The following is a 22,517-nucleotide window of genomic DNA, read 5'->3' on the forward strand; positions in this document are numbered from 1 at the left end:
GCTCTCCTTGCTCAGCTTCTGAACCGGTCGATGATGACGCTCAGCTCCGCGCCGACCTTGACGCCGAGCAACGCGGAGATCAGCGGAATGGCGCCGGCGCTGAAGAAGGCGCCGAACTCGCCGCGCGGCAGGAAGCGGGGGTCGAGAAAACCGCCCGCCAGCATCAGACCCAGAATACCGATGAACACGTAGATCACGCCCGCAAACGACTCGACGACGCTCAGCAGCGCGACATTCAGCGCGGCGCCCGGCCGCGCGAGCAGCATGAGCATGACGCCGGACGCGACGATGGCGCCGCCCTGAAAGCCGCCGCCGGCGGAAAGGTGGCCATTGACGATGACGTAGGCGCCGAAAGTGAGGATCATCGGCAGCAGGACCTGGGTGCCGGTGCGCACGATCTCGCCGGCTGGCCGGCGCGGGGCGTCGTGCTCTTCATCGGATGCGGGTCCGGGTTCTGCGGCGGCTTGCGCGTGAGTGCTTTCGCCTTTCAGAAGCAAGCCGACGCTTGCCGCGACCATGAACAGTACGGCCACTTCGCCGAGCGTATCGAAGCCGCGGTACGTGATCAGAATGCCAGTGACGATGTTCGGCGCGCCGAGTTCGATCGGCCCCTGCACGACATAGTGTTCGGCCAGCGGCCGAAGCGCCTGCAACTCGCTATAGCCGCCGACGATGCGCCAGAAGATCAGCGCGAACAGCGCGACCGTCAACAGGGCGAACACGCGGCGCATCACGCTTCCTTTTCCCCGCCGTCGCGCTGTTCATCTGCGGCGAGCGCGTCGGTTATCGTGGACGAACTCATCGGCGTGCGAATCAGCCACGCCGCGCGCGACAACGCGTGCGAAGACACCGGGTTGGTCACCAGCACGAAATAGGCGACGAGGATCAGCCTGAAGGTCCAGCCTGGGTGATAGAAGGCGAGCCCGAGCAGCACCAGCATGTTGCCGAGCGTCGATGCCTTGGTGCCGGCCTGGATGCGGGTATAGGCATCCGGCATGCGCAGCAGGCCGAGACCGGCGGAGAACAGGAAGACAGCGCCCGCCAGAATGAGCGCGCTGCCGATCAGTTCGATCATGCGTCAGCCCTTCTCATAGCCGGTTTTGCGAATCGCGTAGAGGAAGATGAACGTCGCGAGCCCCGAGCCGATCGCGGCTTCGGCCATCGCCACGTCGGGCGCGGCGAGCAGCAGGAAGGCCACCGCGGCGAACAGGCTCGCCAGTCCCGAGCTCACCATCGCGGCCATGAGATTCTTCAGGCAGACAGCCAGCACACCGCTTACGAGAATGCTCGCGCATACCAGCAGGACGAGCAGTTCGAGCACGGTTCACAGCCCCCTTTCCAGAAAGCGAGCAATCGCGAGAACGGCCAGAAAGCTCAGCAACCCGTAGACGAGCGCGACATCGATATAGACGAAACGGCCGGACACCTGCGCATATAGCGCGATCAGCGAGATCGAGATGACGGTGAGCATGTCGATGGCGACGACCCGGTCGACGAGCGTCTTGCCCAGCACGAGGCGAATCACGCCGAACAGGATCGCGAAGAAGATCAGTACCGTGGCGATCTGGAGCATGATCTCAGCCAAAGACCTTCTCCAGATGCTTTTCGAAAGGCGTGACCAGTGCCTGAGTGGCCTCGTCGATATCGGTGGTCTTGACGTCGAGCCAGTGGACGAACAGTACGTCGTCCCGAATATCCATGACGAGCGAACCGGGCGTGAGCGCGATCGAATTGGTCAGCGCGAGGCGGCCCAACGGCGTTTGCAGACGGGTGCGAACCTTGACGATGCCGGGCTTGATGTCGATATGCTGGGAGTACACATACGCCATCATGTTGAGATTGGCGCGCACCAGTTCGACGAAGAAGGTGCCGCTATACGCGAGAAAGTGATAGAGCGCGCGAGGTGTCAGGCGCAGCCGGCTCCAGGCTTCGCTGGATGAGGCAAAGGCGTGGGCCACGACGAAGGTGATCGCGGCGCCGACGAGTGCCGGCTCGACGGCAAGCGACGCATTGGCGATCATCCAGATGACGAACAGGACGACCCACAGGCCGACCGTGCCCTGAGGAACAAACGACGACACCGGTTTTCCGCTGTTCGAAGCCACGTCTTCAGGTTCCAAAGAGGGCGCTAGCAAAAATTCTAGGTGACAACCTGGGGCAAAGCAACTGGGGTGCGCGCCGCGCCCGGGTTTTTGGCCTGGGTGGCATGGTTTCGATGTGGGATGGGCAAGTCTAGCGCTCCAAAAAGACGGTTTGACGTCTTTAGGGGCGCGCCCACGGAGCAGATGGGCGCTTTCACGCCGTCGATGAAAAGCGCGCGGGCGAGCGCTTAAAGCCAGCGTGGGTCGCGGGTGAACGCCACGGTCGGCCAGCGGTCGGGGCCCGATTCGCCGATCGCGTGCGAGATACTGTCCCGGATACGGTCGAGTTGACGGATGGCCGCGTGTTCCATGGTCTCGGGCAGCACGACGTGAACCTCGACGAACTGGCCTCGGCCAACGCGCGTCGCATAGTGCGAGTACGACACGAAGCCATAGCCCGACGTTAGTTTTTGCATCAGCTCCCGCAGCGTGAGGTCCAGGTCTTGCGGGGTAATGAGCAGTACTTCCTTGACCGCGCCGATTACCGTAACGATAGGCATGGGTATCAGGATCAGCGTCAGGAGAGCCAGCACACCCGTGTCGGTATACGGCGTGATATGCCGGTAACGCGTGCCTTCGAGAATCCATGCAATCGAGAAGGCGAGCAACAGCGCGGCGCTGATGCTCGCCGACATCAGCCAGCTCTTGGTGTCGAGGCCGATCGGTTCGGATTCGATGGTGCGGTTCAGGCGGCGCTGTCTGAAGAACATGAAGAAGCAGAAGATGCTGACCACTACGGCGTAGAACATGCCCCACCCGAACTCCAGCTCATGGCCGCCTTCGAGCATGCCCTTGAGCGCATTGAAGAACGCGTAAAAGCACAGGACCGCTAACAGGCTGCCGTTGAAGGTCAGCGCCAGCGGTTCGATATGCCAGAAGCCGTGCCGGAAACGCCGGCTGGCCTGCTGCGTGAGCAGGCGGGTCACGAGCAGGGAGAGACTGCACATGGCCGCGTCGAGTGCGGAGAACATCCCGTCGAAGATGATCGACAGGGAGCCGCTGAGGATGCCGACCGCGATGCCGAGGCCCGCAATCATCGCGGTGCAAAGCAGCGATCGTTTGAGTATGCGCTGTTCGAGGTCCGGGGGTGGGTGCAGGGTCCGGGTCTCCTGTGGGTGAGAGACGAGGAGGGGACGGCATGGCAAGTATTACGGCGTGTGATGTCGTCCTTGTTGGATGCCGCGTTGCCTGGGGGCACCTGTCCTGTTTGCGGGTAGTCCATTAGCCCTCAATCCCGATTCAATCGCCCCTTAGGCCTATCGAGCCGCGTCCGTCCATCAGGCGTGAAGTGCGTACCGAACCTCACCAACCCCTCCCGATGCAGATAGCAAACCATCGTGAAACTCACCAGCATGCGCGGCTCCGTATTCCTGATGTCGATCTCGGTTCTTCTCACGCGGGGCTCGGCTTCCGCGCGCCGGAGATCGCGCGGGCGGTCGGCTCGCGCAAGCTGCTGTCGATGCTCGGGCTCGCGGGCCAGAAAACGCGCCCGGCGGAAGGACTGACAATCATACTTCAGCACGCGATGCAGGACGCACGGGTCGCGGTCGGGGAGTTCCATCCGGTCTGGATCACCGCTGACGGCTGCACGCCGGGCGCGCCAGGCGAAGGCTGCCTGCTTGGCCGCGGTTTCTACGATGGGGCGAATACGGTGCGCGTAGTCATCACGCCGCACGCGCGTGAAGCGGTGCTCGGGCTGATGCCCGGGCACGGCCATCATCGCGAACTGATGGGGCGTTGCTGCGCTTTTACCTCGGCTACGAAGCGCGCGCGCATCTGGAAATGCACGTTAGCCCGGAACTGATGCCGGCACAGCAATTGAATTCCGCTCAGGTCAGTCTGGGTTTTACGACGCAGTTACCGCGCCGAAGCCGAAGCCCGCGGCGGTCATGGGGTATGGGACGCAGGCGGGCTGAGCGGGGCGGATCGCTCGAGTGCGGATTGCGCAGCGGGTCGTGACGTGGCTCCCTGCCGCGCGGCGCCACAACCCTGCATGCGCCCGCGCTCCGCTCAATGCGGCTTGATAGCCACCTTCAGCACCCCGTCCCGCTGATTCGCAAACAGATCGTACGCCGCGACGATATCGTCCAGCTTGTAGTGGTGGGTGACCAGCGGGCCGAGCTCGACACGTCCGGACTCCACCACGTTCATCAGACGTCTCATGCGCTCTTTTCCGCCAGGGCAAAGCGCGGTGTTGATCTTGTGGTCGCCGAGACCGGCCGCGAAGGCGCCGAGCGGAATCGTCAGGTCGGATGAGTACACGCCAAGACTCGACAGCGTACCGCCCGGCTTGAGAATACGCAGCGAAGATTCGAACGTGCCCTGCGTCCCCAGTGCTTCGATCGACGAATCGACGCCGCGCCCGCCCGTGAGCTTCATGATCTCGTCCACCACATCGCAATTCTTGAAGTTCAGCGTGACGTCGGCGCCCATCCTGCGGGCCATGTCGAGACGGTGATCGTTGCCGTCCACCGCGATGATGGTGGTGGCACCGAGTAGCCGCGCGCCCGCCGTGGCGCACAGGCCGATGGGACCCTGCGCGAATACGGCCACCGTATCGCCGATCCGAATGTTGGCGTTCTCCGCGCCCTTGAAGCCGGTGGACATGATGTCGGGACACATCAACACCTGCTCGTCGGTCAAGCCGTCGGGGATCGGCGCGAGGTTGGCTTGCGCGTCGGGCACGAGCACGTATTCGGCTTGGGTGCCGTCGATCATGTTGCCAAAACGCCACCCCGCCGTCGCCTTGTAACCGTGGCAACCGCACAGGCCTGCGGCGATCAGGTAGCTGCCGTCTTGCGATGCGACGCCGTCTTGCGCCGCGTATGAGTTGAAGTTGGGGCAAATGGCGCCGGCAATCACGCGCTGGCCTTCCTGATAGCCCCGCACCGCACTGCCGAGTTTTTCGATCACGCCGACTGGCTCGTGGCCGACCGTCAGCCCCTTGGCGACCGGATATTCGCCCTTCAGAATGTGCACGTCGGTGCCGCAGATCGTGGTGGTGGTGATGCGCACGAGCGCGTCGTTGGCGCCCACGTCGGGCATGGGTTTGTCGGCGAGTTCGATACGGCCCGGTTCGACGAATACGGCGGCTTTCATCATGGCAGTCATGAATGTCTCCTTCCGGTTGGGGCAACAGCATCTCAAGGGTGCTCGCACTTTGGCACTTGTTTGAACGCATGGATGCGACTTGCGAACACGGCGCAGCTATTCGGTACTTTTCCATCGACGTAGCCGCGATTGCATCTTACTCCGGCAGGAATAGTGCCTGCTTTGCGTGGCGAAGAGCACGACGAAGAGTGAAATGCTTGCGCCAGATCAAGGGACGCGTGAACGCATTGTCTGGTGCTTCTTTCGTTCGCCGGTGCGCTGATCGAGCGTCGGCAGCGGGCATCGGCACGCGATCGGAGAAACAGGAATCCACTTGGCATGATCACCCATTGACGTCGATAAAGCATAACTGGTGACCTCGATTCTTTTGCCTATCCTTCATGCGGCACGGCGGAATCGCACGCACGATGGTCCGCTGTCCTGAATGTCAATGCCCCGAATTGTCGAGACGACGGAACGGCTTTCGCGATCTCGGAGAAGCCGTATTCCCTTTATGCCAAAGAGATAATTCTTTGCCCATGGCCCTCCCGACGACGCAATATCACCTCGACGATACGAGTGAACGCCGCCGCGTCGGCCTTGAGCGCGGCGCACTGAAACGCTCCAGTGAGGAGGCGCCAGATGATCGAGTTCGACGCAGGTCCACCGACCGCCCTTGCGCAGCAATTCGCCGCCTGTCCCGATCTGGGCGAGGCTCCCAACACTTCTGGCACGACTGGGGGCGGATTTTCTACCGGGGCCGGCTGGACGGATCGGCGAAAGTGCTATGCATCGCGTCCGACCCAGGTCCGACCGAGCGCATCGCCGGTCATACGCTCGTCGTAGACGCCGGGCAGCGCGTGCAGGGTTTTCTCGCGAAACTCGGCATCATGCGTGCCTATCGAACTGGTCGTGATCGACGGCGTGCGCTGCTGCGGCGCGTCTTCACTGATGTCGGATAAAACCGGTACGCTGGCGTCGTGGAAGGTTGCCGGCGAGACACGGCTGCTCGATCTGTCCGGCACGGATGTCGACCCGCTCGTCGCGGGACTGATGCTGCGCGATGCAGCCGATCGTCTCGCGGAAGGTCTCAAGAACTTGATCGTCTCGCGAAGACGTTGGAGCAACCGCATCGTGTCACGCACGGCGTGGCGGCGGCAGCCGAAACCGAATGGTTTCTCGCGCTGGATCAACGAGGAACCGGCGGGCATGTCGATCAGGCCGCGGTTCGACGAAGAGCCGGATGCGCCCGCGCGGATTCAAAGTCTGCTTGCCGCTGCGGCCGCCGCACCGCCGTTGTCGCAATTTCCGGGGCCGCTGAAGCTCGACCCGATAACCGCCGTGGACGACGCGAACTTCCTAAGGTGAAAGCCGTCGAGAAGGGTTTTCTGGAGGCCGGAATTGTTTGACCGGTCGGGCTGGGAGCGTCATTGCGGGACAGGAATCCGCGGTAGCTGACGCCGGGTCATCTATTTTTCCCTGGCAGTATTTCGTCCCCCGCACGCGCCCCGCAATCGTCCACTGGCCACCCATCCTCACCGACCAGCGGCACGAACCTGACTTCGCCGAGCCAGCTTCTTTCATAGTCCTGTTCACTGCGCCGCACGACTTTGATCAGCCGCTGACAATGCGGATCGCGCCCGACAGGCATGACGATCCGTCCGCCGACCGCAAGTTGCCCGCACCACGCCTGAGGGACATGCGGGCCGCCCGCCGCCGCAATGATCGCGTCATACGGTGCATATTCGGCGAGTCCCATCGTGCCGTCGCCCTGATGCACGGTCACATTCGAAATCCCCAGTCTGCGCAGGATTTCCCGAGCCGATTCGACCAGTCCGGCATGGCGTTCGATCGAGTACACCTGGCCGGCGATCACCGCGGCGACCGCGGCGGCATAGCCCGAACCGGTGCCGACATCGAGAACCCGCTCGCCGGGGCGCAGGTCGACGGCCTCGATCATCGCCGCGACGATGGCCGGCTGCGAGATGGTCTGCTCGTTGCCGATGGGCAGCGGCGTGTCTTCGTACGCGAATTCCCGCAACTCGGCGGCGACGAATTCTTCGCGAGGCACACGCCGCATCGCCGCCAGGACACGGGGATTGCAAATGCCGCGGCGGGCGATCTGCCATTCGACCATCCGCTCGCGGGCCTCGTTGAAGTCGGTCATAGCCACCTCCGTATTGCAGCAGGCGCGCATCGCATGCCGGCACCTCGTCGAATACAGACAAATGGCGCGTGGCAGGCAACGGGATTGCCTAGAATCAGTTTACGCGCAGAACGGCACGACAAAAACCGAACGTGGCGTTTGCGGTGCCGCTCGCGCGTCCGAGTCCCAGCACGTGTCAATCGTAAGGGGAATCATCATGCTGAAATACGTGGTTCTGGCGCAGTTTACGGATCAAGGCATCCGCGCGATCAAGAACAGCCCGCAGCGGGCTGCGCAGGTGGCGGAAATGGCGAAAGGCTTTGGCTGCGAAATGAAAGAGATCTACTGGACGTTGGGCGAATATGACATTGTCACGGTCATCGATGCCGCCGACGAACAGGGCTTCACCGCTTTCGGCCTGGCGTTGGGCTCGGCGGGCAATGTCCGCACGCAGACAATGCGCGCCTTCACCAAAGACGAAATCGGTTCGATTATTGGTAGGCTCCCATAATTAGCCGGCTGGCACAGGGATTGGCGTTCTGTGCAATCTGTTCTCGCGTGACCCTCTTCGGAGATCAAGATGAATGCGGACAACAAAAGCGACGTGCAGGCTTTCGTACAAACAGCCGAGCAGACTGGCGCGTATGTGTGGGTGATTACACTGGTCGACTTCAAGAGCCGTGAGGTGAAACGCTCGCTCGTATCGGACGGCACATACGAAACGCGGGCCGCCGCGAAAGACGCGGGCGAGGCCCGGCTGAAAGCGCTGGCTGTGGATCATTAGGCTCGCGAGCCGCTTTCGCCTGACGGCTGAAGCGCGTATCACGCGGACGGCGGGCCGCGCGAGTCCTTCCATTCGATGCACACGCCTGCCGTGAGTCAAAAATTGATCCCCGAGGATAACGAACGACCGGGCAGCGCCGACCACCCCAACAGCACGTCGTGCGATTGCATCCCGGCCGAACCGGCTCATACCGGCCGCAAATTCACGGCCTTCGGATCGGCCGTCACGTGGCTGGAACAGATCGATCCCGGTACGCATCGCCGGATCAAGGGGCTGCGGCTCGTCACCGCCTACGGCATTGCGGCGGCGCTCGGGACGTTACAGGACATCATGCACAATCTGCCCGGCGCGATGTCCGTCGGTTCGCTGGCCGCCGGTTTCGCGTTGTGGGCAAGCGTGTCGGAGGCGAGGGTCACGCGGCCTGAATCGAGCAGGGATCTGACGCTTCTGTGCGCCGCGGCCGCACTGGGCGCGGCAATGTTCATCGGCTTTGCGCCGCTCCTGCAGGCCATCGCGAGCGCGGGCCCCGAACTGACGCTCGTGACGGGAGCGTTCCTCGTCGGTTATCTGAAGCGTTTCGGCATTCTCGGCGCGGGAATCGGCTCGCAGATCTACATCGGGCAGTTGCTTGCCTACGGTGCGCAACTGACACCCGCCGACCTGCCGGCGGTCTTCGTCGCTGCACTGATCGCGATGCTGGCATCGATCGTTCCGCGCATGCTCAGCGGCCCGGCCGAGCGTCCGGTGACCACCGTGCTGTCACCCGTCGATATACCGAGCCGTTGGGGACTCGCGCCCGAACTCATCATGGGCTTGCAGGCGGCAAGCGGCGCGCTGATCGTGGTGGCCTTGAACGAGGCGATCGGCCTCAAGGAATCGGCGTGGGCGATCACCGCGTGCACCTATGTCGTTGCGGGCTCGGCGAGCGGCACGGCGGCGCGGGTACGTCGGCGGATCATCGGCACCTTGATTGGCGTTCCGCTAGGTCTGGTGTGTCTGCCGCTCGTCGAACACGCGCCGTTGCTGGCCTGGGCCGCCGCCGCGCTCGCGATGATCGTCTACGCGATGGCGCTGCCCGAGCGCTACGACATCGCCTCCGGCGCATTCGCCTTCACGCTGATCGTGACGTTGGCGATCGGCGGTGAGCATTCGATTCCGCTGCTTGCCGCACGCGCATGGGAGACGCTCCTTGGCGGCGCGCTCGGGCTGGCAGCGGCGAAACTGATCTTTCCTTTGCGATCCTGACGAGTTGGCGCGAAGGTAGCGATGGTTTGTGGCGATCGGCCAGGGTCTGTCGCGCCGTCGGACACGCGGTGAATCTCGAAATCCCGCGTGCATTGAAAAATACCGGCAACGCTATTGCGTGGCGGACGATGCTCGTTCGAACGTTCTATACTGCGCCGGTCTGCCGCGCGACGTTGCTTGCGGTGTGCGGTCACACAATGAGTCCAGCAGTATCGGTAGGGGAGTTTTACGGCGTCGTGCCCGCTGCGGACCCATCACCAGGTCCGGGCTTCACTTCACTTGCCCGTTGGACGAAACCATGCTGACCCTCGACGACATCCGCACCGTGCCTCTGTTCGCCACCCTCGACGACGAAGAACTGGCGCATCTCGCGCACACGTGCGCCGATCTCCATCTGTGCGCGGGCGAGTTCGCGGTTCATGAAGGCGGCGAGCGCGCGCTGTATGTCGTTCTCGCGGGCAAGATGGAAGTCATCAAGACTTTCGACGGCGTCGAGCGCACGCTCGGCTGGCGCTTGCCGGGCACCCTCTTCGGCGAAGTGCCGCTCGCGCTGAGTTCGCCGTTTCCGGGCGCCTATCGGGCAGCGGAGCCCTCGCGTGTGATGCGTGTGGACGCGCAGCGCTACTATCAGCTAGCCGCCGCGTCGCCCGACGTTGCGCTGAAGATGGGCGCGCTCGCGCGCGAGCGCATCGGCGGTTTGCAGGGTCTTTCGGCCGAACCGCCCAAGATCCGCGTGACGATGGTCGGCAGCCGCTGGGACGGCACCTGCACGGCGCTGCGTCAGTTTCTTGCCCGCAACCAGATCAGCTACGACTGGATCGCGATGGACGCGCCCGAGCTGGCGGCGCGCTGGCCGGGGCCCATTCCGGCAGAAGAGGACAGTCCTGCGCTGCGGCTGGTCGACGGAACCGTGCTGAAGCGGCCCGCTACGCGCGAGCTGGCGGAGTTGCTGGGCCTGCAAACGCAGCCCCGCCTCGCCGAATACGACACGATGATCATCGGCGGCGGGCCGGCCGGTCTTGCCGCGGCGGTGTACGGCGCGTCCGAGGGCCTGCGCACGGTGGTGCTGGAGCGCGAAGCGCCGGGCGGGCAGGCGGGGACGTCGTCGCGTATCGAGAATTACCTGGGTTTTCCGAATGGCGTGTCCGGCGACGAACTCGCAAGCCGTGCATTGCAGCAGGCGAGGCGTCTCGGCGCCGAGATTCTGGTGACGCGCTCGGTGGCCCGAATCGATGTCGACAATCGACACGTTCATCTCGACGGCGGCGACGTGATTCGCGCGAAGACGATCATTCTCGCGACCGGCGTGACGTGGCGGCGTCTGATGATCGATGGCTTTGACCGTTTCATCGGCAAAGGCATTTACTACGGTGCGTCACGCAGCGAAGCGAGCGCTACGCACGGGCTCCACGTTTATCTGATTGGCGGGGGCAACTCGGCCGGCCAGGCCGCTTTGTATTTCGCCAATCACGCGCGCATGGTGACGCTGGTCCTGCGCGGCGATTCGCTCGAGAAGAGCATGTCGCGCTACCTTGTCGAGCAGCTTCGCGGCAAGTCCAACGTGAAGGTGCAATTGCGGTCGGAAGTTGTCGGCGCGTACGGCGATACGCATCTGGCGGCGATCGATGTGCGCGATGCGCTCAGCACAGAAGTGAGCCGGCACGATTGCGGCGGGCTGTTCGTGTTCATCGGCGCAGATGCGCAGACCGATTGGTTGCCCGACGGAATCGCACGCGATGCGCGCGGCTATGTGCTCACCGGCGACGATGTCGTGAAGGCCGGACGCTGGACTCAAAGCCGCGATCCCTATTTGCTCGAATCGAGTGTGCCGGGTGTGTTTGCCTGCGGCGACGTGCGGCTGAGTCCGGTTAAACGCGTTGCGTCCGCGGTGGGTGAGGGCAGTATGGCGATTGCGTTCGCTCATAAGTATCTGCAGAACGACGCTGGATAGTGGCGAGTCGGCATTTTCAGTGCAACGGCTATGCGCTACGAGCCTGTTTGCTGTGTGTTATTCCGAACGCCGATTAAACGCCCGGGCCGATGAGCGCTTTTTCGACGTTGTCATCTCAGACAGCAACGGCCATTCGAACTCCTGATTTACTTGCCCAAAATTCTCGCTGCTGAGATCGTCGATCGCCTGAGCCGACACGCTCGCGTCCACGATCACGCCGAAAAACAGGTTCGATGAGCAGTAGGCGGTGTCGCTTCGATAGGGAAAACGTACGCGATCGAAGATATGATTACGACAGTCGACCTTCTGTACATCGAAGATGTTCATTGATAGCGGCTCGCAGGGTGACCCAATGTATTCGTGCCTCTGAAAAAATTATCGCGTCATCATACCGATATAAGTTATAAAGTTTAAACGGGTAGGCATCAAACCGAGAGAACCGGAGGACGAATATGAAACGCGCATATCGTTACGCCGCGTCGACCCAGTGCGCCGTAATGCTTCCCGGCTGTTCCCGCTCCATCTCCATGGAATACCTGCTGAAAGACCAGCGAGAGGCTTCCACCTGTTGTCCCCCCCGCAGTTCATACCCACTCGTCGAGAAAGACCTGAACAATTGACCTGCTCTCATGGTAAATTGCCAGCGCTACTGTGCCGACCGCGTAAGCCGTCCATAGGGAGCGACCATACGTGGATAGCTGTTATGCCTTTCAATCGTAATCGAATGACTGGAGAACGCGAAATGCTCTTTAACGGTGGTTTTACATTCCCGAATTTTCTGGCCGACGTCTTTTCCGTTTTCATGTTTATCCTGTGGTTCTGGTTGCTCATCACGGTATCGGGCGATCTGTTCCGCCGCAGTGATGTCTCCGGTTTAGGGAAAGTCGGCTGGGTCATCCTGCTTATCATCTTGCCTTATATCGGCATATTCGCTTATCTGTTGACACAAGGCCGGGGCATGGCCGAGCGCGATCAGGCGCGGGCCAAACAGGCTCGCGAAGACCTGCGTCAGGTGGTGGGTTTCAGCGCCGCGGACGAACTGGAAAAACTCGACCGGCTGAAAGTGGCGGGATCGATTTCGGCAGAGGAGCACGCGCGCCTGCGAGCGCGGCTGGTGCAGTAATCGGCGATACCCCAGGCTTCGAGCTTTGCCAATGGCGCCACCTCGAAACACGAGTACGGCGTGAAGGTGACGTGCGAATGAAATCGGCGACGCTGAGATTTCAGGTGCATTCAATGCACTACGCGACGTAACTGGAGGAATCCATGCTCACACGCTCAGCTCGCGTTGTCGATTGCGTCGCCCTGACGGCGCGGCGATCCATGCCCTTGCGTCGCGCGGCGGTGATCTGCGCCGCCGCGCTGACGTTGACGCTGGCAGGGTGCGTACAGCCGTGGCGGCAATTTCATGCGGGCCAGGATCAGTCTGCGATCATTGCCCGCATGGGACCGCCGCGCGAAATCCATCAATTGCCGGACGGCGGCCGCCGTCTCATGTGGCCGACCCAACCGATGGGTACGACGACAGTCGCTGCCGACATCGATTCAGCCGGCCAGATCGTGAACGTGCGCCAGGTACTGCAGATCAGTGAATTCAATCGCGCAGTGATCGGCAAATGGACACGTGAAGACGTACTGATCAATTTCGGCCAGCCCGCGCAGACCGCATTTTTCCGTCTGTCACAACGGGAAGTGTGGTCGTATCGCTACGTGGAGAACAACATCACGCATCTGATGTTCAACTTCTCGTTCGACACCGGCGGCGTGTTGCGTGAAACGCTACGCACGCCAGATCCTTTGCGTGACCGGGACTTCCGGCGGTTCTGATCACTGATTGCTTCGGTAAAGCAGATCTCGCCAATTACGCCAAAGACTGCCGCGCAATTGGCGAGTTCTCACGCGTTGAGGGTGTTCTTATAGATTTTCCCGTCCTTCATGATGACGAGCAGGTTCCTGGCCGGATCGGCGACGAGCGCCAGGTTCTCGACCGGATTGCCGTCGACCAGCAGCAGATCGGCAAACGCGCCTTCTTCGATCACCCCCAGCTTGCCCGGATACGGATTGCGTGGACCGGAGAGTTCGAGCAACTGGCCATTGGCCCCCGTGGCCATTTTCAACGCTTCCGCGGCGCTGTACCAGCGCAGCAGGTGCGTCAACATCGTGCCCTGACGCGTGGCGAGTGCCGCTGAGAACAGCAGGTCCGAGCCGAATGCCGTTTTGATTCCGTGCTTCTTGGCAAGCGTATAGGCATTGTTCGTGCCTGCGAAAACGGCGAGCATCTTCTCCCGGCTAGGACCGCTCAGAGGCACCGTGTCTTCTTCGCTGACGAATGGCTGAATGCTCAACCAGGTGCCGTTCTTCGCCATCAGACTCGCCGTCGCATCGTCCATCAGATGGGCGTGCTCGATACACTGGGCACCCGCCGCGATTGCTCGTTGGACTGCATGCGACACATACGCATGCACCATCACATAGGTGCCCCAATCCGCGGCGGTCTCCACGGCCGCGCGCAATTGAGGCTCCGTGAAAGTGAGCATGTCCAGCGGACTGCGAGGGGTGGAGACGCCGCCACTGCCCACCAGCTTGATCTGCGATGCGCCTTGCAGGAACTGCTCGCGCACGCGCAGGCGAACTTCATCGGCGCTATCTGCGACGATGCTGCCCCCCGTCTGCTCGGAGCTGCTGATCCTGGCGCCCGATCTCGGCAGGTCCGTGAGCGAGCGGAAATCGCCGTGACCGCCGGTGGTGGTGATCATCGCGCCGGAAGGATAAATGCGCGGACCCGAGATGAGGCCCTCGTCGATGGCCTGTTTCAACGCAAACGCCGGGCCGCCCGCATCGCGCACCGTGGTGAAGCCGCGCATCAGCGTACGCTCGGCTTCGGCGCTTGCGGCGAGATGCACGTAGGCGATATCGGCGGTCAGCACGACCGGCAGCGGCAATGCGGCGATGATCGTATGCCAGTGCATGTCGATCAGGCCCGGCATCACGACCCGGCCGCCGCAGTCGATCACCTGGGTGCCGTCGGGAACGGCAGGTTTGCTCTGAGTCAGCGTGCGAATGCGATTGCCGTCCACGAGCAGAAAGAGCCCCTCACGCAATGTGGCGGATTTTCCGTCGAATAGCCGGAAATTCGTGAAGAGAATAGGGTGTGTTGGATTGGCAGGTGGAGGCGCGGTCTGCGCACTCGCGAGTTTCGGCAAAATGAGCATCAGCGCGGAGGCGGCCATGCCGGTGACAAAGCCACGCCGCGTAAGACCTGCGCTGATGCGGTTATTCAGAAATTCAATCTCCGACTTTTGACAGAAGCAGGCAAACGGATGATTCGCGCCTTCTTTATCGCCAGGTTTGCGAGAGAACATCGATCCCCCTTCAGAAAGTTTTAATTTCTGTACGTCGGCCAGTGGGCAGTATAGACAGAGGGGATCAAAAGAGAAATGCAAGTTTTGCCCCCCGGGGTAACGTCGAACGCCCGCTGCCATTTGCAAGGCATCCAGATGCTAACTGAAAGCCCGATCATCAGAACCCATTATTGGAGGCCCCCCCATTGCCCCCTACCATTAAAGGCTTATAGAAGCGACTCGATTGGAAGAATCGACAGCATCCAGATACCCATCCGCCCGTACCATGTCGTATTGGGTTCGGTGTCGTGCCGGATTTCCGTGTCGCCGTTTCGCTCGATCCAGAAGATCTTGCCATTCGGATCGAGCTGCACCGAATAGGCAACTTGCGGGACATACGCGAGGAAAGTCGCCTCGATCTGGCTGGCCAGTTCCGGACTGTCGATCACGAGGCCCAATTCCGTGTTCAGATAGGCGGAGCGCGGGTCGAAGTTGAACGACCCCACGAACACCCGCTGCGCGTCCACCACGAAAGTCTTCGCGTGCAGACTCGACCCGGAACTGCCGAACGGACCCGGCGACTGCTCCTTCTTGTGATGACTGCCCGGCAAACGACGCAATTCATACAGGCGAACCCCGCCTTTAAGCAACTCGACGCGCCGCTTCACGTAGCCGGAGTGAACCGCGGCGACGTCGGTCGCTTCGAGCGCATTCGTCAGCACGCGCACGGTGATGCCCTTCTCGGCGAGGCCGGTCAGGTACTGCGTGCCGGTCGTGGCCGGCACGAAATAGGGCGACACGACGTCGATTTCCCGGGTGGGATCGCCGAGCACTTCCCGCATCTGATGCGAAATGAGCGCTTCCGGCGGCGCGTTGCGCAGGCCTTTCGCCGGGTCGTCGCTGATCATGTGCGTCGTGGCCCAGTCGAACGGCAACGTGTTGTCCAGCATCTTCTGTATGACGTGCGGACCGCGCAACGCTTCCATATAGGCTTCGGCCGCGGGGTCTCGCTCGATGGCCTGCGCTTTGCTCGCGAGCACGTCGAGCTGATCGCCGCCGGCCCGCGGCAGAATCCGCTCGACGGGATAGGATGAGCCGCTGGCCCAATAGCGGTCGAAGTCCCGCGCGACGTCGGCGGCGGCGGGTCCGACCGCCAATACGTCGAGGTCGGAGAAGACGATGCCGTCGGTGGCATCGAAGTACTCGTCGCCGATATTGCGGCCGCCGAGTATCGTCGCCGTACTGTCCGCGGTCAGTGACTTGTTGTGCATGCGTCGATTGGCGCGCGGAAAATCCGTCAGGAAGCCGATGAATTTGGGCTTGCGCACGACGAACGGATTGAACAGGCGGACCTCGATGTTCGGGTGCGCTTCGAGCGCCGCGAGCGTCGGGTCGAGCGAAGAGGCAATGCCGAGATCATCGAGCAGCAGCCGCACGCGCACGCCACGGTCGGCGGCCCCGTGGATTTCTTCGAGCAGCAGTGTGCCGGTCAGGTCATTGCGCCAGATGTAGTACTGAATATCCAGCGTGCGTTGTGCCGAACGGATGAGGTCCATACGCGCGGCAAACGCCACATGCGCATCGGAGAGTGGGTAGATGCCCGCCAGGCCGGCGTGTGTCGCGAGCGCGGGCCCGACCGCGCGGCCGAGATCGGTGGAGGCGGCCTGCGCGGGCGTCAACGAAGTCGACTCGGTACGGTTCTCGAGCGATGGCAACGCGCAGCCGGTCAGCAGGCTTGCGCATAGCAGCAACGCTGAAATCCCGCCAATCGATCGACGAATTGCGTGAAACGGGTGGTGTCTCAGCGCTCGCATACGATCCATAGTGTCCTTCAGGCCATTGTCGTCCGTCTGGTCTTACAATCAGGCAAGCCATTACGTGAGCCGTGCAAACATGGCAATATCGTAACGACGATTTACCGCTGATCACCGGCCGATGCGGGGACGGTTATGAAGGCTCGAGGCGAACCCCGTGCGTTGCATTGTGCAATCAGAATACTATGTCTGGAAGATTACCGACATTCGCGCGGCAGTCTTCCGGTTGCGGAAATCGGTTTGCCTGATGGTATCGGCGGGTCACGAAAATTCGAACGGGGAGCAACCCTGGCTCCGCCCGGGCGCCGCGTGGCGGGAGATCAATCGAGCGGTTTGCACAATCAGGAGTCGCGCAAGTGAAGGTATCCCGATTGCTGTTTGGCAGTGTTCTGCTGTTCGCGATTGGCACGGCGCTGCAGGCCGTGTGGCCTCTGTCGCAGCCGGCTTCTTACCATCACTTCGCCGACGAGCGCTCGATAGGCGTGCTTCACAACGCGTCGGACGTGCTGTCGAACCTCGTCATTCTGGTAGCCGGTCTGCTCAATCTTCTCTGGGTGATCCGGCATGCGTCGCGTCAGCCCGCGCAATTTCCCGGAATGCTGGTGGCGTCCCTCGGGCTGATCCTGACGGCATTCGGCTCGGCCTATTATCACGAGATGCCGACGGACGCGACCCTCGTGTGGGATCGTTTTCCGATGACGATCGTCTTCGCCGGCATTCTGGCGATGCTGTGGACGTCGGCCACCAAACAGCGCGTGGGCTGGGTGCAGATGCTGATACTCGTCGCCGTCTCGGTGGGCACGGTGGTTTACTGGCAGGCATTCGACAGCCTGTGGCCCTATGCGATCTTGCAGTTCGGCGGACTCGCCCTCGTCATCGGCATGACCCTCACACGGAAAGTCGATGCGCTGTCCGGCTGGTGGCTGGTGATCATTTTTTACGCGATCGCGAAGGTCTTTGAAACACTCGACTGGCAGGTGTGGGCGCTATCCGATCATCTGGTCGCCGGACATGCGCTCAAGCATGTCGCAAGCGGCTTTGCGGGCGCGGCACTGCTGCTGATCGCAAACGCGTCGCTGCGATCCGGCGGCTGGCGTGCCGGATCGTGGTGACCGTGGTGACGCGCGGCGCCGGAGATCGACCCCGCACCGTCTGGTCGTCGAACGGCCGGTAGATCGGATGGCCGAGCCATTGCCGCGTTTCGTGCATCACCTTGCGGGCAGCTACCACCTTGTTGCACGGCGAATTGACAACCCACGTGCCGTAGCCGACGAAATCAATCCTTCAGATGCAGCCGCGCGGCATGATGGCCGCGCAGGCGTTCGTTTTACCGTTAAGGTCGGTGTGCTTGCGGCGACGCATTGGTATCGCCGCGTTCGGGCGCGATTCAACCGCGCCGGTTATCTACGCGAGCGCGGCCTCCAGCCTCGGGCGCTCGCACCGTCCCCGGCAATAGCCCATAAACGTTCCTCAAAGCTGCGATTCGATCGGCAATAGCCCAAGGAACCAGATCTCCACGCGTTTCAAACCCGACACGCCCGGCTCGTCGCCCTCCGTCTGCGTACCGTCCGCCTTCGTGTCGATCCAGACGATCCGCACCGTGCCATTGGCGTTGGTGCGCGCTTCGAGCCGCCACGCAATCTGATTGAGCTTTGGTTCGACTCCGTTCACCACCTCCGAGGCGAGCGCATCGCTTTCGCAATAGAGTCCGATCTCCGTATTCAGCGTGATCGAGCGCGGATCGAGATTCATCGAGCCGATGAAGATGCTGGACTTGTCGAACACATAGGTCTTGGCATGCAGCGAGGCTTTCGACGACCCAAGCATCGACTTCTTTTTATGCCGCGGGTCTTCGGACGCCGCGGGCTTCAACTCGTAGAGATGCACGCCCGCCTCGAGCAAGTCCTTGCGATAGCGCTGATATCCGGCGTGAACGGCGGCGACGTCCGTGGCCGCCAGCGAATTGGTGAGGACGGTCACGCGAACGCCGCGGCCGGCCTCCTTGCGCAGCCACGCGACGCCTTTCTTTCCAGGCACGAAGTACGGCGAAATGATGAGCATCTCCTTCTGCGGTTCAATGCTCAGGGTCCTGAACTGCGACAGCAGATGCCCGGTCGGATCGTTCGGTGAGCGGGTGATTTTCGCCGGATCGTCGTAGAGCAGGGTCGCCTTGCCCCAGGACACGTCGATTTCGCGCATGGCGATAATTTCGGCGTAGCGGCGCGTGGCCTGGGTCACGTAGGGCGTGTCGCGTTGCGAAGCGACGAACGCCGCCAGCTTCGCGCGATACGCGGCGAGCGCGCTGGGGTCGGCCGGATGACCCGTCAGCCGCTCGATCGGATACGCCGCGTCCGAGTTCCAGAACTGGTCGAACGCGCTGGAGATGTCGCGGACCACGACGCCATACGTCAGCACGTCGAGGTCGCCGAACGAGACGTCGCTCGACGCGCCGAAGTACTCGTCGCCGATGTTGCGGCCGCCGACGATCGCAGCTTCGTTGTCGGCGATGATCGACTTGTTGTGCATGCGCCGGTTCACCCGGCTGAATTCCATGGCGGAGCCGAGCATCTTGAAGCGGCGGTTTGCGACCGGATTGAACAGCCGTACATGGATGTTCGGATGGGACGCGATGGCGAGCAGCACCTGGTCGTCCGCGCCGGTGCCTAGATCGTCCAGCAGCACTCTCACTCTGACGCCGCGATCCGCCGCGCGCAGCACCGCGTTCGCCAGATGCCGGCCAGTCAGGTCGTCGTGCCAGATGTAGTACTGCAGATCGAGCGTGCGGTCAGCCGCATCGGCGAGCGCGACGCGGCTGAGCAACGCGTCGACGCCATCGGGGAGCAGATGGAACGCCGTCTGGTCCGGATGCTGGCGCTCCTGAGGCAGGAAGGCCGCGCCAAGACGCGTGCTGTCCGACGGTTCGATCGCATGCGTTTCGACGCGCCCGCTTTGCGGCGGCAGACTCGCGCAAGCCGACAGCAGCGCCAGAAGCAGAACCGCGAGGGCGGCGCGAAACGTTGCCATGGCTAGACCTCCGGGTCCTGGGCTTTATGCTGCGAAATCGGCGGCCATGTCGGCATCGGTACGCGCTTGAAGCTGGCCGTTGCGGCACGCGTCGCGGAATTTCTCGTAGTCCTGCTCGACCTGATCGGCATAAGCACGTGAATAGCAGACGAGCGCTTCCGCCATCTGGTCGCCGTTGCCGAGGTAGCCGGCTACCTCGGTCGCCTGGCCGCCGGCTTTCGCGTGGGCTCGTGCGAGCACCCAGCCGCACAGGCTCGCATACTCGCGAAACGTCTCCTTCGAAAACAGTTCGAGCGTGGCCGAGACCTTCATGTCGCGCAACTGTCGTCCGTAGATGTGCCGTCCGTACGGGCCCGACGTCCAGCCGAGAAACGGATCGCTCGCGCCCTGCATGAGGCGCTGGCCGTTGACCACCCGCTCGCCGTGGTGCCGTGGAGAGCGGGCGTCGAAATACCGCGAGACGACGGAAGTGGAGGCTTCCTTGAACTGGATGAACAGCGGCTTCTCGTGCGGATCGACCATCAGCAGGATCAGGCATCGCGTGCCCACGCTGCCGACGCCGACCACCTTGAACGCCACGTCCTGCATCGAGAAGTGCGCGAGCAGATTGCCGCGCACCACGCCGAGGGACTTCAGGTAATGCCGGTAGATCGGCGCCATCAGACTGCGCCAGTCGCCGAGCCCGAGCCAGTCGTCGTCGTGGGTGAAAAGCGTGGTCTTGCCGTGCACGTGGAACACGCCAGGCGGTGCGTCGCGAATCTGCCAGACGCCGTCGCGGTGGCTGGCGAGTTTGGGAAGCATGGTTTCGTGCGTGCGGCGCGATGCGCGTTCGACGCTGTTGCGAACGTGCTGGCGTGCATCGTCCGAGGTCACGGTCCGTTCGAGACGATCGAACGTGATGAGTTCGTACCAGAGTTCGAGCGGGCTCAGCGCCGAATAATTTTCGGTCCATCGCTGATAGCTTTGCACGACGAGTGCGACGACTTCGTCGGCCAGTTTGTCACCGTGCCCGAGATGCCTCACCGCGATGTAGAAGCTGGCGGTCAAGCGTTTGAGGTCCCACTCCCAGGGCCCGGGCGCGGTTTCGTCGAAATCGTTGATGTCGAAAGCCAGCGCTCGCTCTGGCGTCGCGAAACCGCCGAAGTTCATCAGGTGGCAGTCGCCGCAGATCTGGAAGTGAAAGCCGCTGTTGGCGGTGGCGTGGAGATCATGCGCCTGAATGATCGCGCTGCCTCGATAGAACGTGAACGGCGAGGCGAGCATGCGGCCATAGCGCAGTGGAATGAGTGCCTCGACGCGTCCCTCGCTGCTCTCGCGCAACAACGCGACCGGATCGCGATCGGTGTCGCCAATCTTCGTGTGCGCACTGCGTGGGGTGTTCTTGCGCGCCTGGCGGCCGAGCGCGCGGCGTTCCGCGAGCGAGTCGAATAGCGTCATCGTTTTCTCCTTCGGTAGCGCAAATCGGATCGGCGTGTCGAGTTCTTGTCGGGATGCGCCGCGACGGCCAGGGCGGGCGGGAGGGCGATCGTCCCGGTGACTGTTTGCACAGCCACGCGCTGTCTTGCCCGGAAAACCAGTCAGTTGCTTGGGCCTCCGTGCCGCGGCGTAGGCGTGCCGCCGGTTGGTGAAATGCGATTGACGAGTGCCACGAGAAAGCGGACTGATAAAAGACGGCGTAACGGACGAGTCCGTTTGCCTGTTCAAACTCTAACTGGTCTATCCGATTATTTCCATAGTGCCCGCCCCGCGTGCCGCGTCTGTCTTGCGCCGGCTGTCTCAATCCGCGCCGTCGAGCACGTCGTCCCGCCCGGAAGATTGCTGATCGGCAGCGTCCTTGCGCGCGCTTTCCTCACGCGGCAAGCGCGCGCCGATGGCGCCACGTCTCTCTACCGACAACGACAACTATGGCTTCCATCACACCGACCACCGTGAGCACCGCCTCCAAAGCGCAGAACCGCTGGCTGCTCGTCTTCATCCTCGGCTACATGGCGCTATTGGCCGATGGCGCCGGCGTGATGATGGACGGCTTGACGCTCACGCGAATCAAAAACGAATTCGGACTCACCAATGTCGAGTCCGGCGCGTTGGGAAGTTTGACGCTGGTGGGGATGACGATCGGCGGGATTCTGAGGGGCTGGGCGAGCGATCGGCTGGGCCGCGTGCGGGTCGTGGCGTGGGCCTGGCGCTCTTTTCGCTGGGCGCGGGGCTGCTGGGGCTCACCCATAACTTCCTGTAATCCGCTGCTATGCGGTTTATCAGTTCGCTCTGCCGGCCATCATCTTCTGGCATACACGGGAGAACATTGTTTCTGATGCTGCTCTTCGGCTTTCTGGTGGTTGGCCGGGGTTTTCTTTTTGAGCGGCATCACGGCGCTGTTCGTTCCCGATCGCCTGTATGACGCGCAACACTAGAAGGCTGCGGCGCGCATAACGGGCGCAACGTTGCACGCCGCGGTTGAAAAGCCGCGTCACGCTCAACTTGATGATCTCTAGCGCGGGATGCCTTAGCGCTCGTTATGGCAAGCGCCAACGCATCCCCGGCTTAAATCACGGTCACTCAAAGCAAAGCGTCTGCCGATGGCGATTACGTCCCCGCAGGGCGAATCGACAGCGCGTTCTTGACCGACTCGACGCCCGCCACACCCTTCGCAATCTCTTCCGCTTTTTGACTGTCGGCCGCTTCGGGCACCGTGCCCTGCAGCGTGATCGCGCCGCCGGCTGAGCGAACAGTGATGTGAGACGCGCTAACACCCATCGCCTTCGACAATGCGTTGCGCACCTTGCGTCCCAGTGAACGGTTGGCGGCGCGGTCTGCCTTGTGCTGACTCTTGGCGCTCTGCGCGCTCGTGTCGGCGGGAGGCGCCGCGTCGCTCGTCTGCGCGTTGGCCTGGAACGAAACCGCCACGAACAGCGCTGTGCCTGCCAGCTTGATTGCGTGAATTGCGTTCATTGCATTTCTCCTTTCATCACCATTCGCGACGG

Annotated in this window: 25 protein-coding genes and 1 pseudogene; 10 read left to right on the plus strand and 16 right to left on the minus strand. The window is 62.4% G+C overall.

Annotated elements, in window-relative coordinates; all coding sequences use genetic code 11:
• Positions 1–11: 11 nt before the first annotated feature.
• The 7 genes and pseudogenes from HV770_RS30125 to HV770_RS38975 all read right to left on the minus strand — a co-directional run.
• A complete protein-coding gene (locus HV770_RS30125; RefSeq protein ID WP_175165191.1) occupies positions 12–731 on the minus strand; it encodes a Na(+)/H(+) antiporter subunit B in 720 nt (239 codons plus the stop codon).
• Positions 731–1,075: a monovalent cation/H(+) antiporter subunit G gene (gene mnhG / locus HV770_RS30130; RefSeq protein WP_175165192.1), complete on the minus strand. Its 345-nt coding sequence runs from the start codon at positions 1,073–1,075 to the stop codon at positions 731–733. The genes HV770_RS30125 and mnhG overlap by 1 nt, the downstream gene beginning before the upstream one ends.
• Before the next feature lie 3 nt (positions 1,076–1,078).
• Complete coding sequence (locus tag HV770_RS30135) at positions 1,079–1,321, minus strand: hydrogenase subunit MbhD domain-containing protein (RefSeq protein ID WP_121324550.1); 243 nt, start codon at positions 1,319–1,321, stop codon at positions 1,079–1,081.
• Between the two features lie 3 nt (positions 1,322–1,324).
• Entirely contained in the window at positions 1,325–1,585 is a 261-nt protein-coding gene (locus HV770_RS30140; protein WP_121324549.1) for an MrpF/PhaF family protein, read from the minus strand.
• Positions 1,578–2,105 (minus strand): Na+/H+ antiporter subunit E, encoded by a 528-nt coding sequence (locus HV770_RS30145; RefSeq protein ID WP_175165193.1) that lies wholly within the window; start codon positions 2,103–2,105, stop codon positions 1,578–1,580. Before HV770_RS30145 ends, HV770_RS30140 begins: the two co-directional genes overlap by 8 nt.
• A gap of 224 nt (positions 2,106–2,329) precedes the next feature.
• Entirely contained in the window at positions 2,330–3,238 is a 909-nt protein-coding gene (locus HV770_RS30150) for a cation diffusion facilitator family transporter (RefSeq protein ID WP_281366242.1), read from the minus strand.
• A gap of 131 nt (positions 3,239–3,369) precedes the next feature.
• Positions 3,370–3,546, minus strand: a pseudogene (locus tag HV770_RS38975) (type VI secretion system baseplate subunit TssE); the annotation flags it as partial.
• 48 nt (positions 3,547–3,594) lie between these two features.
• Here HV770_RS38975 and HV770_RS30155 point away from each other — a divergent pair.
• Entirely contained in the window at positions 3,595–3,945 is a 351-nt protein-coding gene (locus HV770_RS30155; protein ID WP_343048350.1) for a type VI secretion system baseplate subunit TssG, read from the plus strand.
• Between the two features lie 206 nt (positions 3,946–4,151).
• Here HV770_RS30155 and HV770_RS30160 read toward each other — a convergent pair whose 3' ends face one another.
• Positions 4,152–5,252: an NAD(P)-dependent alcohol dehydrogenase gene (locus HV770_RS30160; protein ID WP_121324547.1), complete on the minus strand. Its 1,101-nt coding sequence runs from the start codon at positions 5,250–5,252 to the stop codon at positions 4,152–4,154.
• A gap of 873 nt (positions 5,253–6,125) precedes the next feature.
• Between HV770_RS30160 and HV770_RS30165 the strand changes: the two genes are divergently transcribed.
• A complete protein-coding gene (locus HV770_RS30165) occupies positions 6,126–6,599 on the plus strand; it encodes a hypothetical protein (protein ID WP_175165195.1) in 474 nt (157 codons plus the stop codon).
• A gap of 97 nt (positions 6,600–6,696) precedes the next feature.
• Here the strand turns inward: HV770_RS30165 and HV770_RS30170 are convergent, their stop codons facing one another.
• Complete coding sequence (locus tag HV770_RS30170) at positions 6,697–7,398, minus strand: protein-L-isoaspartate(D-aspartate) O-methyltransferase (protein WP_175165196.1); 702 nt, start codon at positions 7,396–7,398, stop codon at positions 6,697–6,699.
• A 196-nt stretch (positions 7,399–7,594) separates the two neighbouring features.
• On the opposite strand from HV770_RS30170, the gene HV770_RS30175 reads away from it, so the two are divergent.
• The 4 genes from HV770_RS30175 (at position 7,595) to HV770_RS30190 (ending at position 11,357) form a co-directional block, all read left to right on the plus strand.
• A complete protein-coding gene (locus HV770_RS30175; protein WP_121324544.1) occupies positions 7,595–7,888 on the plus strand; it encodes a GYD domain-containing protein in 294 nt (97 codons plus the stop codon).
• 69 nt (positions 7,889–7,957) lie between these two features.
• Positions 7,958–8,161, plus strand: a complete 204-nt coding sequence (locus HV770_RS30180; RefSeq protein WP_175165197.1) for a hypothetical protein — start codon at positions 7,958–7,960, stop codon at positions 8,159–8,161.
• Positions 8,162–8,251: 90 nt separating this feature from the next.
• Positions 8,252–9,406: an FUSC family protein gene (locus HV770_RS30185; protein WP_425497495.1), complete on the plus strand. Its 1,155-nt coding sequence runs from the start codon at positions 8,252–8,254 to the stop codon at positions 9,404–9,406.
• Positions 9,407–9,704: 298 nt separating this feature from the next.
• On the plus strand, positions 9,705–11,357 hold the full coding sequence (locus HV770_RS30190) for an FAD-dependent oxidoreductase (RefSeq protein ID WP_175165199.1): 1,653 nt from the start codon (positions 9,705–9,707) through the stop codon (positions 11,355–11,357).
• A 57-nt stretch (positions 11,358–11,414) separates the two neighbouring features.
• On the opposite strand, the gene HV770_RS30195 is transcribed toward HV770_RS30190, so the two are convergent.
• Positions 11,415–11,684 carry a hypothetical protein gene (locus HV770_RS30195; protein WP_175165200.1) on the minus strand — a complete coding sequence of 90 codons (270 nt, stop codon included), beginning with the start codon at positions 11,682–11,684 and terminating at the stop codon, positions 11,415–11,417.
• Between the two features lie 376 nt (positions 11,685–12,060).
• Here HV770_RS30195 and HV770_RS30200 point away from each other — a divergent pair, with 376 nt between their 5' ends.
• Both HV770_RS30200 and HV770_RS30205 read left to right on the plus strand, forming a co-directional pair.
• On the plus strand, positions 12,061–12,480 hold the full coding sequence (locus tag HV770_RS30200; protein ID WP_246291319.1) for an SHOCT domain-containing protein: 420 nt from the start codon (positions 12,061–12,063) through the stop codon (positions 12,478–12,480).
• Between the two features lie 200 nt (positions 12,481–12,680).
• Positions 12,681–13,184 (plus strand): hypothetical protein, encoded by a 504-nt coding sequence (locus HV770_RS30205; protein ID WP_175165201.1) that lies wholly within the window; start codon positions 12,681–12,683, stop codon positions 13,182–13,184.
• 68 nt (positions 13,185–13,252) lie between these two features.
• Here the strand turns inward: HV770_RS30205 and HV770_RS30210 are convergent, their stop codons facing one another.
• Entirely contained in the window at positions 13,253–14,719 is a 1,467-nt protein-coding gene (locus HV770_RS30210) for a metal-dependent hydrolase family protein (RefSeq protein WP_175165202.1), read from the minus strand.
• Between the two features lie 206 nt (positions 14,720–14,925).
• The gene (locus HV770_RS30215; protein ID WP_175165203.1) at positions 14,926–16,512 is read right to left on the minus strand and encodes a phospholipase D family protein; all 1,587 of its coding nucleotides are present in this window, start codon (positions 16,510–16,512) and stop codon (positions 14,926–14,928) included.
• Positions 16,513–16,868: 356 nt separating this feature from the next.
• Between HV770_RS30215 and HV770_RS30220 the strand changes: the two genes are divergently transcribed.
• A complete protein-coding gene (locus tag HV770_RS30220) occupies positions 16,869–17,624 on the plus strand; it encodes a hypothetical protein (protein WP_175165204.1) in 756 nt (251 codons plus the stop codon).
• Between the two features lie 358 nt (positions 17,625–17,982).
• On the opposite strand, the gene HV770_RS30225 is transcribed toward HV770_RS30220, so the two are convergent.
• The 3 genes from HV770_RS30225 to HV770_RS39460 form a co-directional block, all read right to left on the minus strand.
• Positions 17,983–19,536 carry a phospholipase D family protein gene (locus HV770_RS30225; protein ID WP_175165205.1) on the minus strand — a complete coding sequence of 518 codons (1,554 nt, stop codon included), beginning with the start codon at positions 19,534–19,536 and terminating at the stop codon, positions 17,983–17,985.
• Between the two features lie 24 nt (positions 19,537–19,560).
• Entirely contained in the window at positions 19,561–20,973 is a 1,413-nt protein-coding gene (locus HV770_RS30230; RefSeq protein WP_175165206.1) for a DUF2252 domain-containing protein, read from the minus strand.
• A 339-nt stretch (positions 20,974–21,312) separates the two neighbouring features.
• The gene (locus tag HV770_RS39460; protein ID WP_281366240.1) at positions 21,313–21,438 is read right to left on the minus strand and encodes a hypothetical protein; all 126 of its coding nucleotides are present in this window, start codon (positions 21,436–21,438) and stop codon (positions 21,313–21,315) included.
• Between the two features lie 26 nt (positions 21,439–21,464).
• Between HV770_RS39460 and HV770_RS30235 the strand changes: the two genes are divergently transcribed.
• Positions 21,465–21,848: a hypothetical protein gene (locus HV770_RS30235; RefSeq protein ID WP_246291321.1), complete on the plus strand. Its 384-nt coding sequence runs from the start codon at positions 21,465–21,467 to the stop codon at positions 21,846–21,848.
• A 271-nt stretch (positions 21,849–22,119) separates the two neighbouring features.
• On the opposite strand, the gene HV770_RS30240 is transcribed toward HV770_RS30235, so the two are convergent.
• Positions 22,120–22,485 (minus strand): BON domain-containing protein, encoded by a 366-nt coding sequence (locus tag HV770_RS30240; protein WP_175165207.1) that lies wholly within the window; start codon positions 22,483–22,485, stop codon positions 22,120–22,122.
• Positions 22,486–22,517 lie beyond the last annotated feature (32 nt).

Source organism: Paraburkholderia fynbosensis (assembly GCF_902859935.1).
Taxonomy (GTDB): domain Bacteria; phylum Pseudomonadota; class Gammaproteobacteria; order Burkholderiales; family Burkholderiaceae; genus Paraburkholderia; species Paraburkholderia fynbosensis.

Excerpts from the sequence above, each read along its gene's own strand:
- HV770_RS30125 (WP_175165191.1), bottom strand. The coding sequence starts at position 731 with ATGCGCCGCGTGTTCGCCCTGTTGACGGTCGCGCTGTTCGCGCTGATC.
- mnhG (WP_175165192.1), bottom strand. The coding sequence starts at position 1,075 with ATGATCGAACTGATCGGCAGCGCGCTCATTCTGGCGGGCGCTGTCTTC.
- HV770_RS30160 (WP_121324547.1), bottom strand. The coding sequence starts at position 5,252 with ATGACTGCCATGATGAAAGCCGCCGTATTCGTCGAACCGGGCCGTATC.
- HV770_RS30170 (WP_175165196.1), bottom strand. The coding sequence starts at position 7,398 with ATGACCGACTTCAACGAGGCCCGCGAGCGGATGGTCGAATGGCAGATC.
- HV770_RS30175 (WP_121324544.1), top strand. The coding sequence starts at position 7,595 with ATGCTGAAATACGTGGTTCTGGCGCAGTTTACGGATCAAGGCATCCGC.
- HV770_RS30180 (WP_175165197.1), top strand. The coding sequence starts at position 7,958 with ATGAATGCGGACAACAAAAGCGACGTGCAGGCTTTCGTACAAACAGCC.
- HV770_RS30190 (WP_175165199.1), top strand. The coding sequence starts at position 9,705 with ATGCTGACCCTCGACGACATCCGCACCGTGCCTCTGTTCGCCACCCTC.
- HV770_RS30195 (WP_175165200.1), bottom strand. The coding sequence starts at position 11,684 with ATGAACATCTTCGATGTACAGAAGGTCGACTGTCGTAATCATATCTTC.
- HV770_RS30200 (WP_246291319.1), top strand. The coding sequence starts at position 12,061 with ATGCCTTTCAATCGTAATCGAATGACTGGAGAACGCGAAATGCTCTTT.
- HV770_RS30205 (WP_175165201.1), top strand. The coding sequence starts at position 12,681 with ATGCCCTTGCGTCGCGCGGCGGTGATCTGCGCCGCCGCGCTGACGTTG.
- HV770_RS30210 (WP_175165202.1), bottom strand. The coding sequence starts at position 14,719 with ATGTTCTCTCGCAAACCTGGCGATAAAGAAGGCGCGAATCATCCGTTT.
- HV770_RS30215 (WP_175165203.1), bottom strand. The coding sequence starts at position 16,512 with ATGCGAGCGCTGAGACACCACCCGTTTCACGCAATTCGTCGATCGATT.
- HV770_RS30225 (WP_175165205.1), bottom strand. The coding sequence starts at position 19,536 with ATGGCAACGTTTCGCGCCGCCCTCGCGGTTCTGCTTCTGGCGCTGCTG.
- HV770_RS30230 (WP_175165206.1), bottom strand. The coding sequence starts at position 20,973 with ATGACGCTATTCGACTCGCTCGCGGAACGCCGCGCGCTCGGCCGCCAG.
- HV770_RS30240 (WP_175165207.1), bottom strand. The coding sequence starts at position 22,485 with ATGAACGCAATTCACGCAATCAAGCTGGCAGGCACAGCGCTGTTCGTG.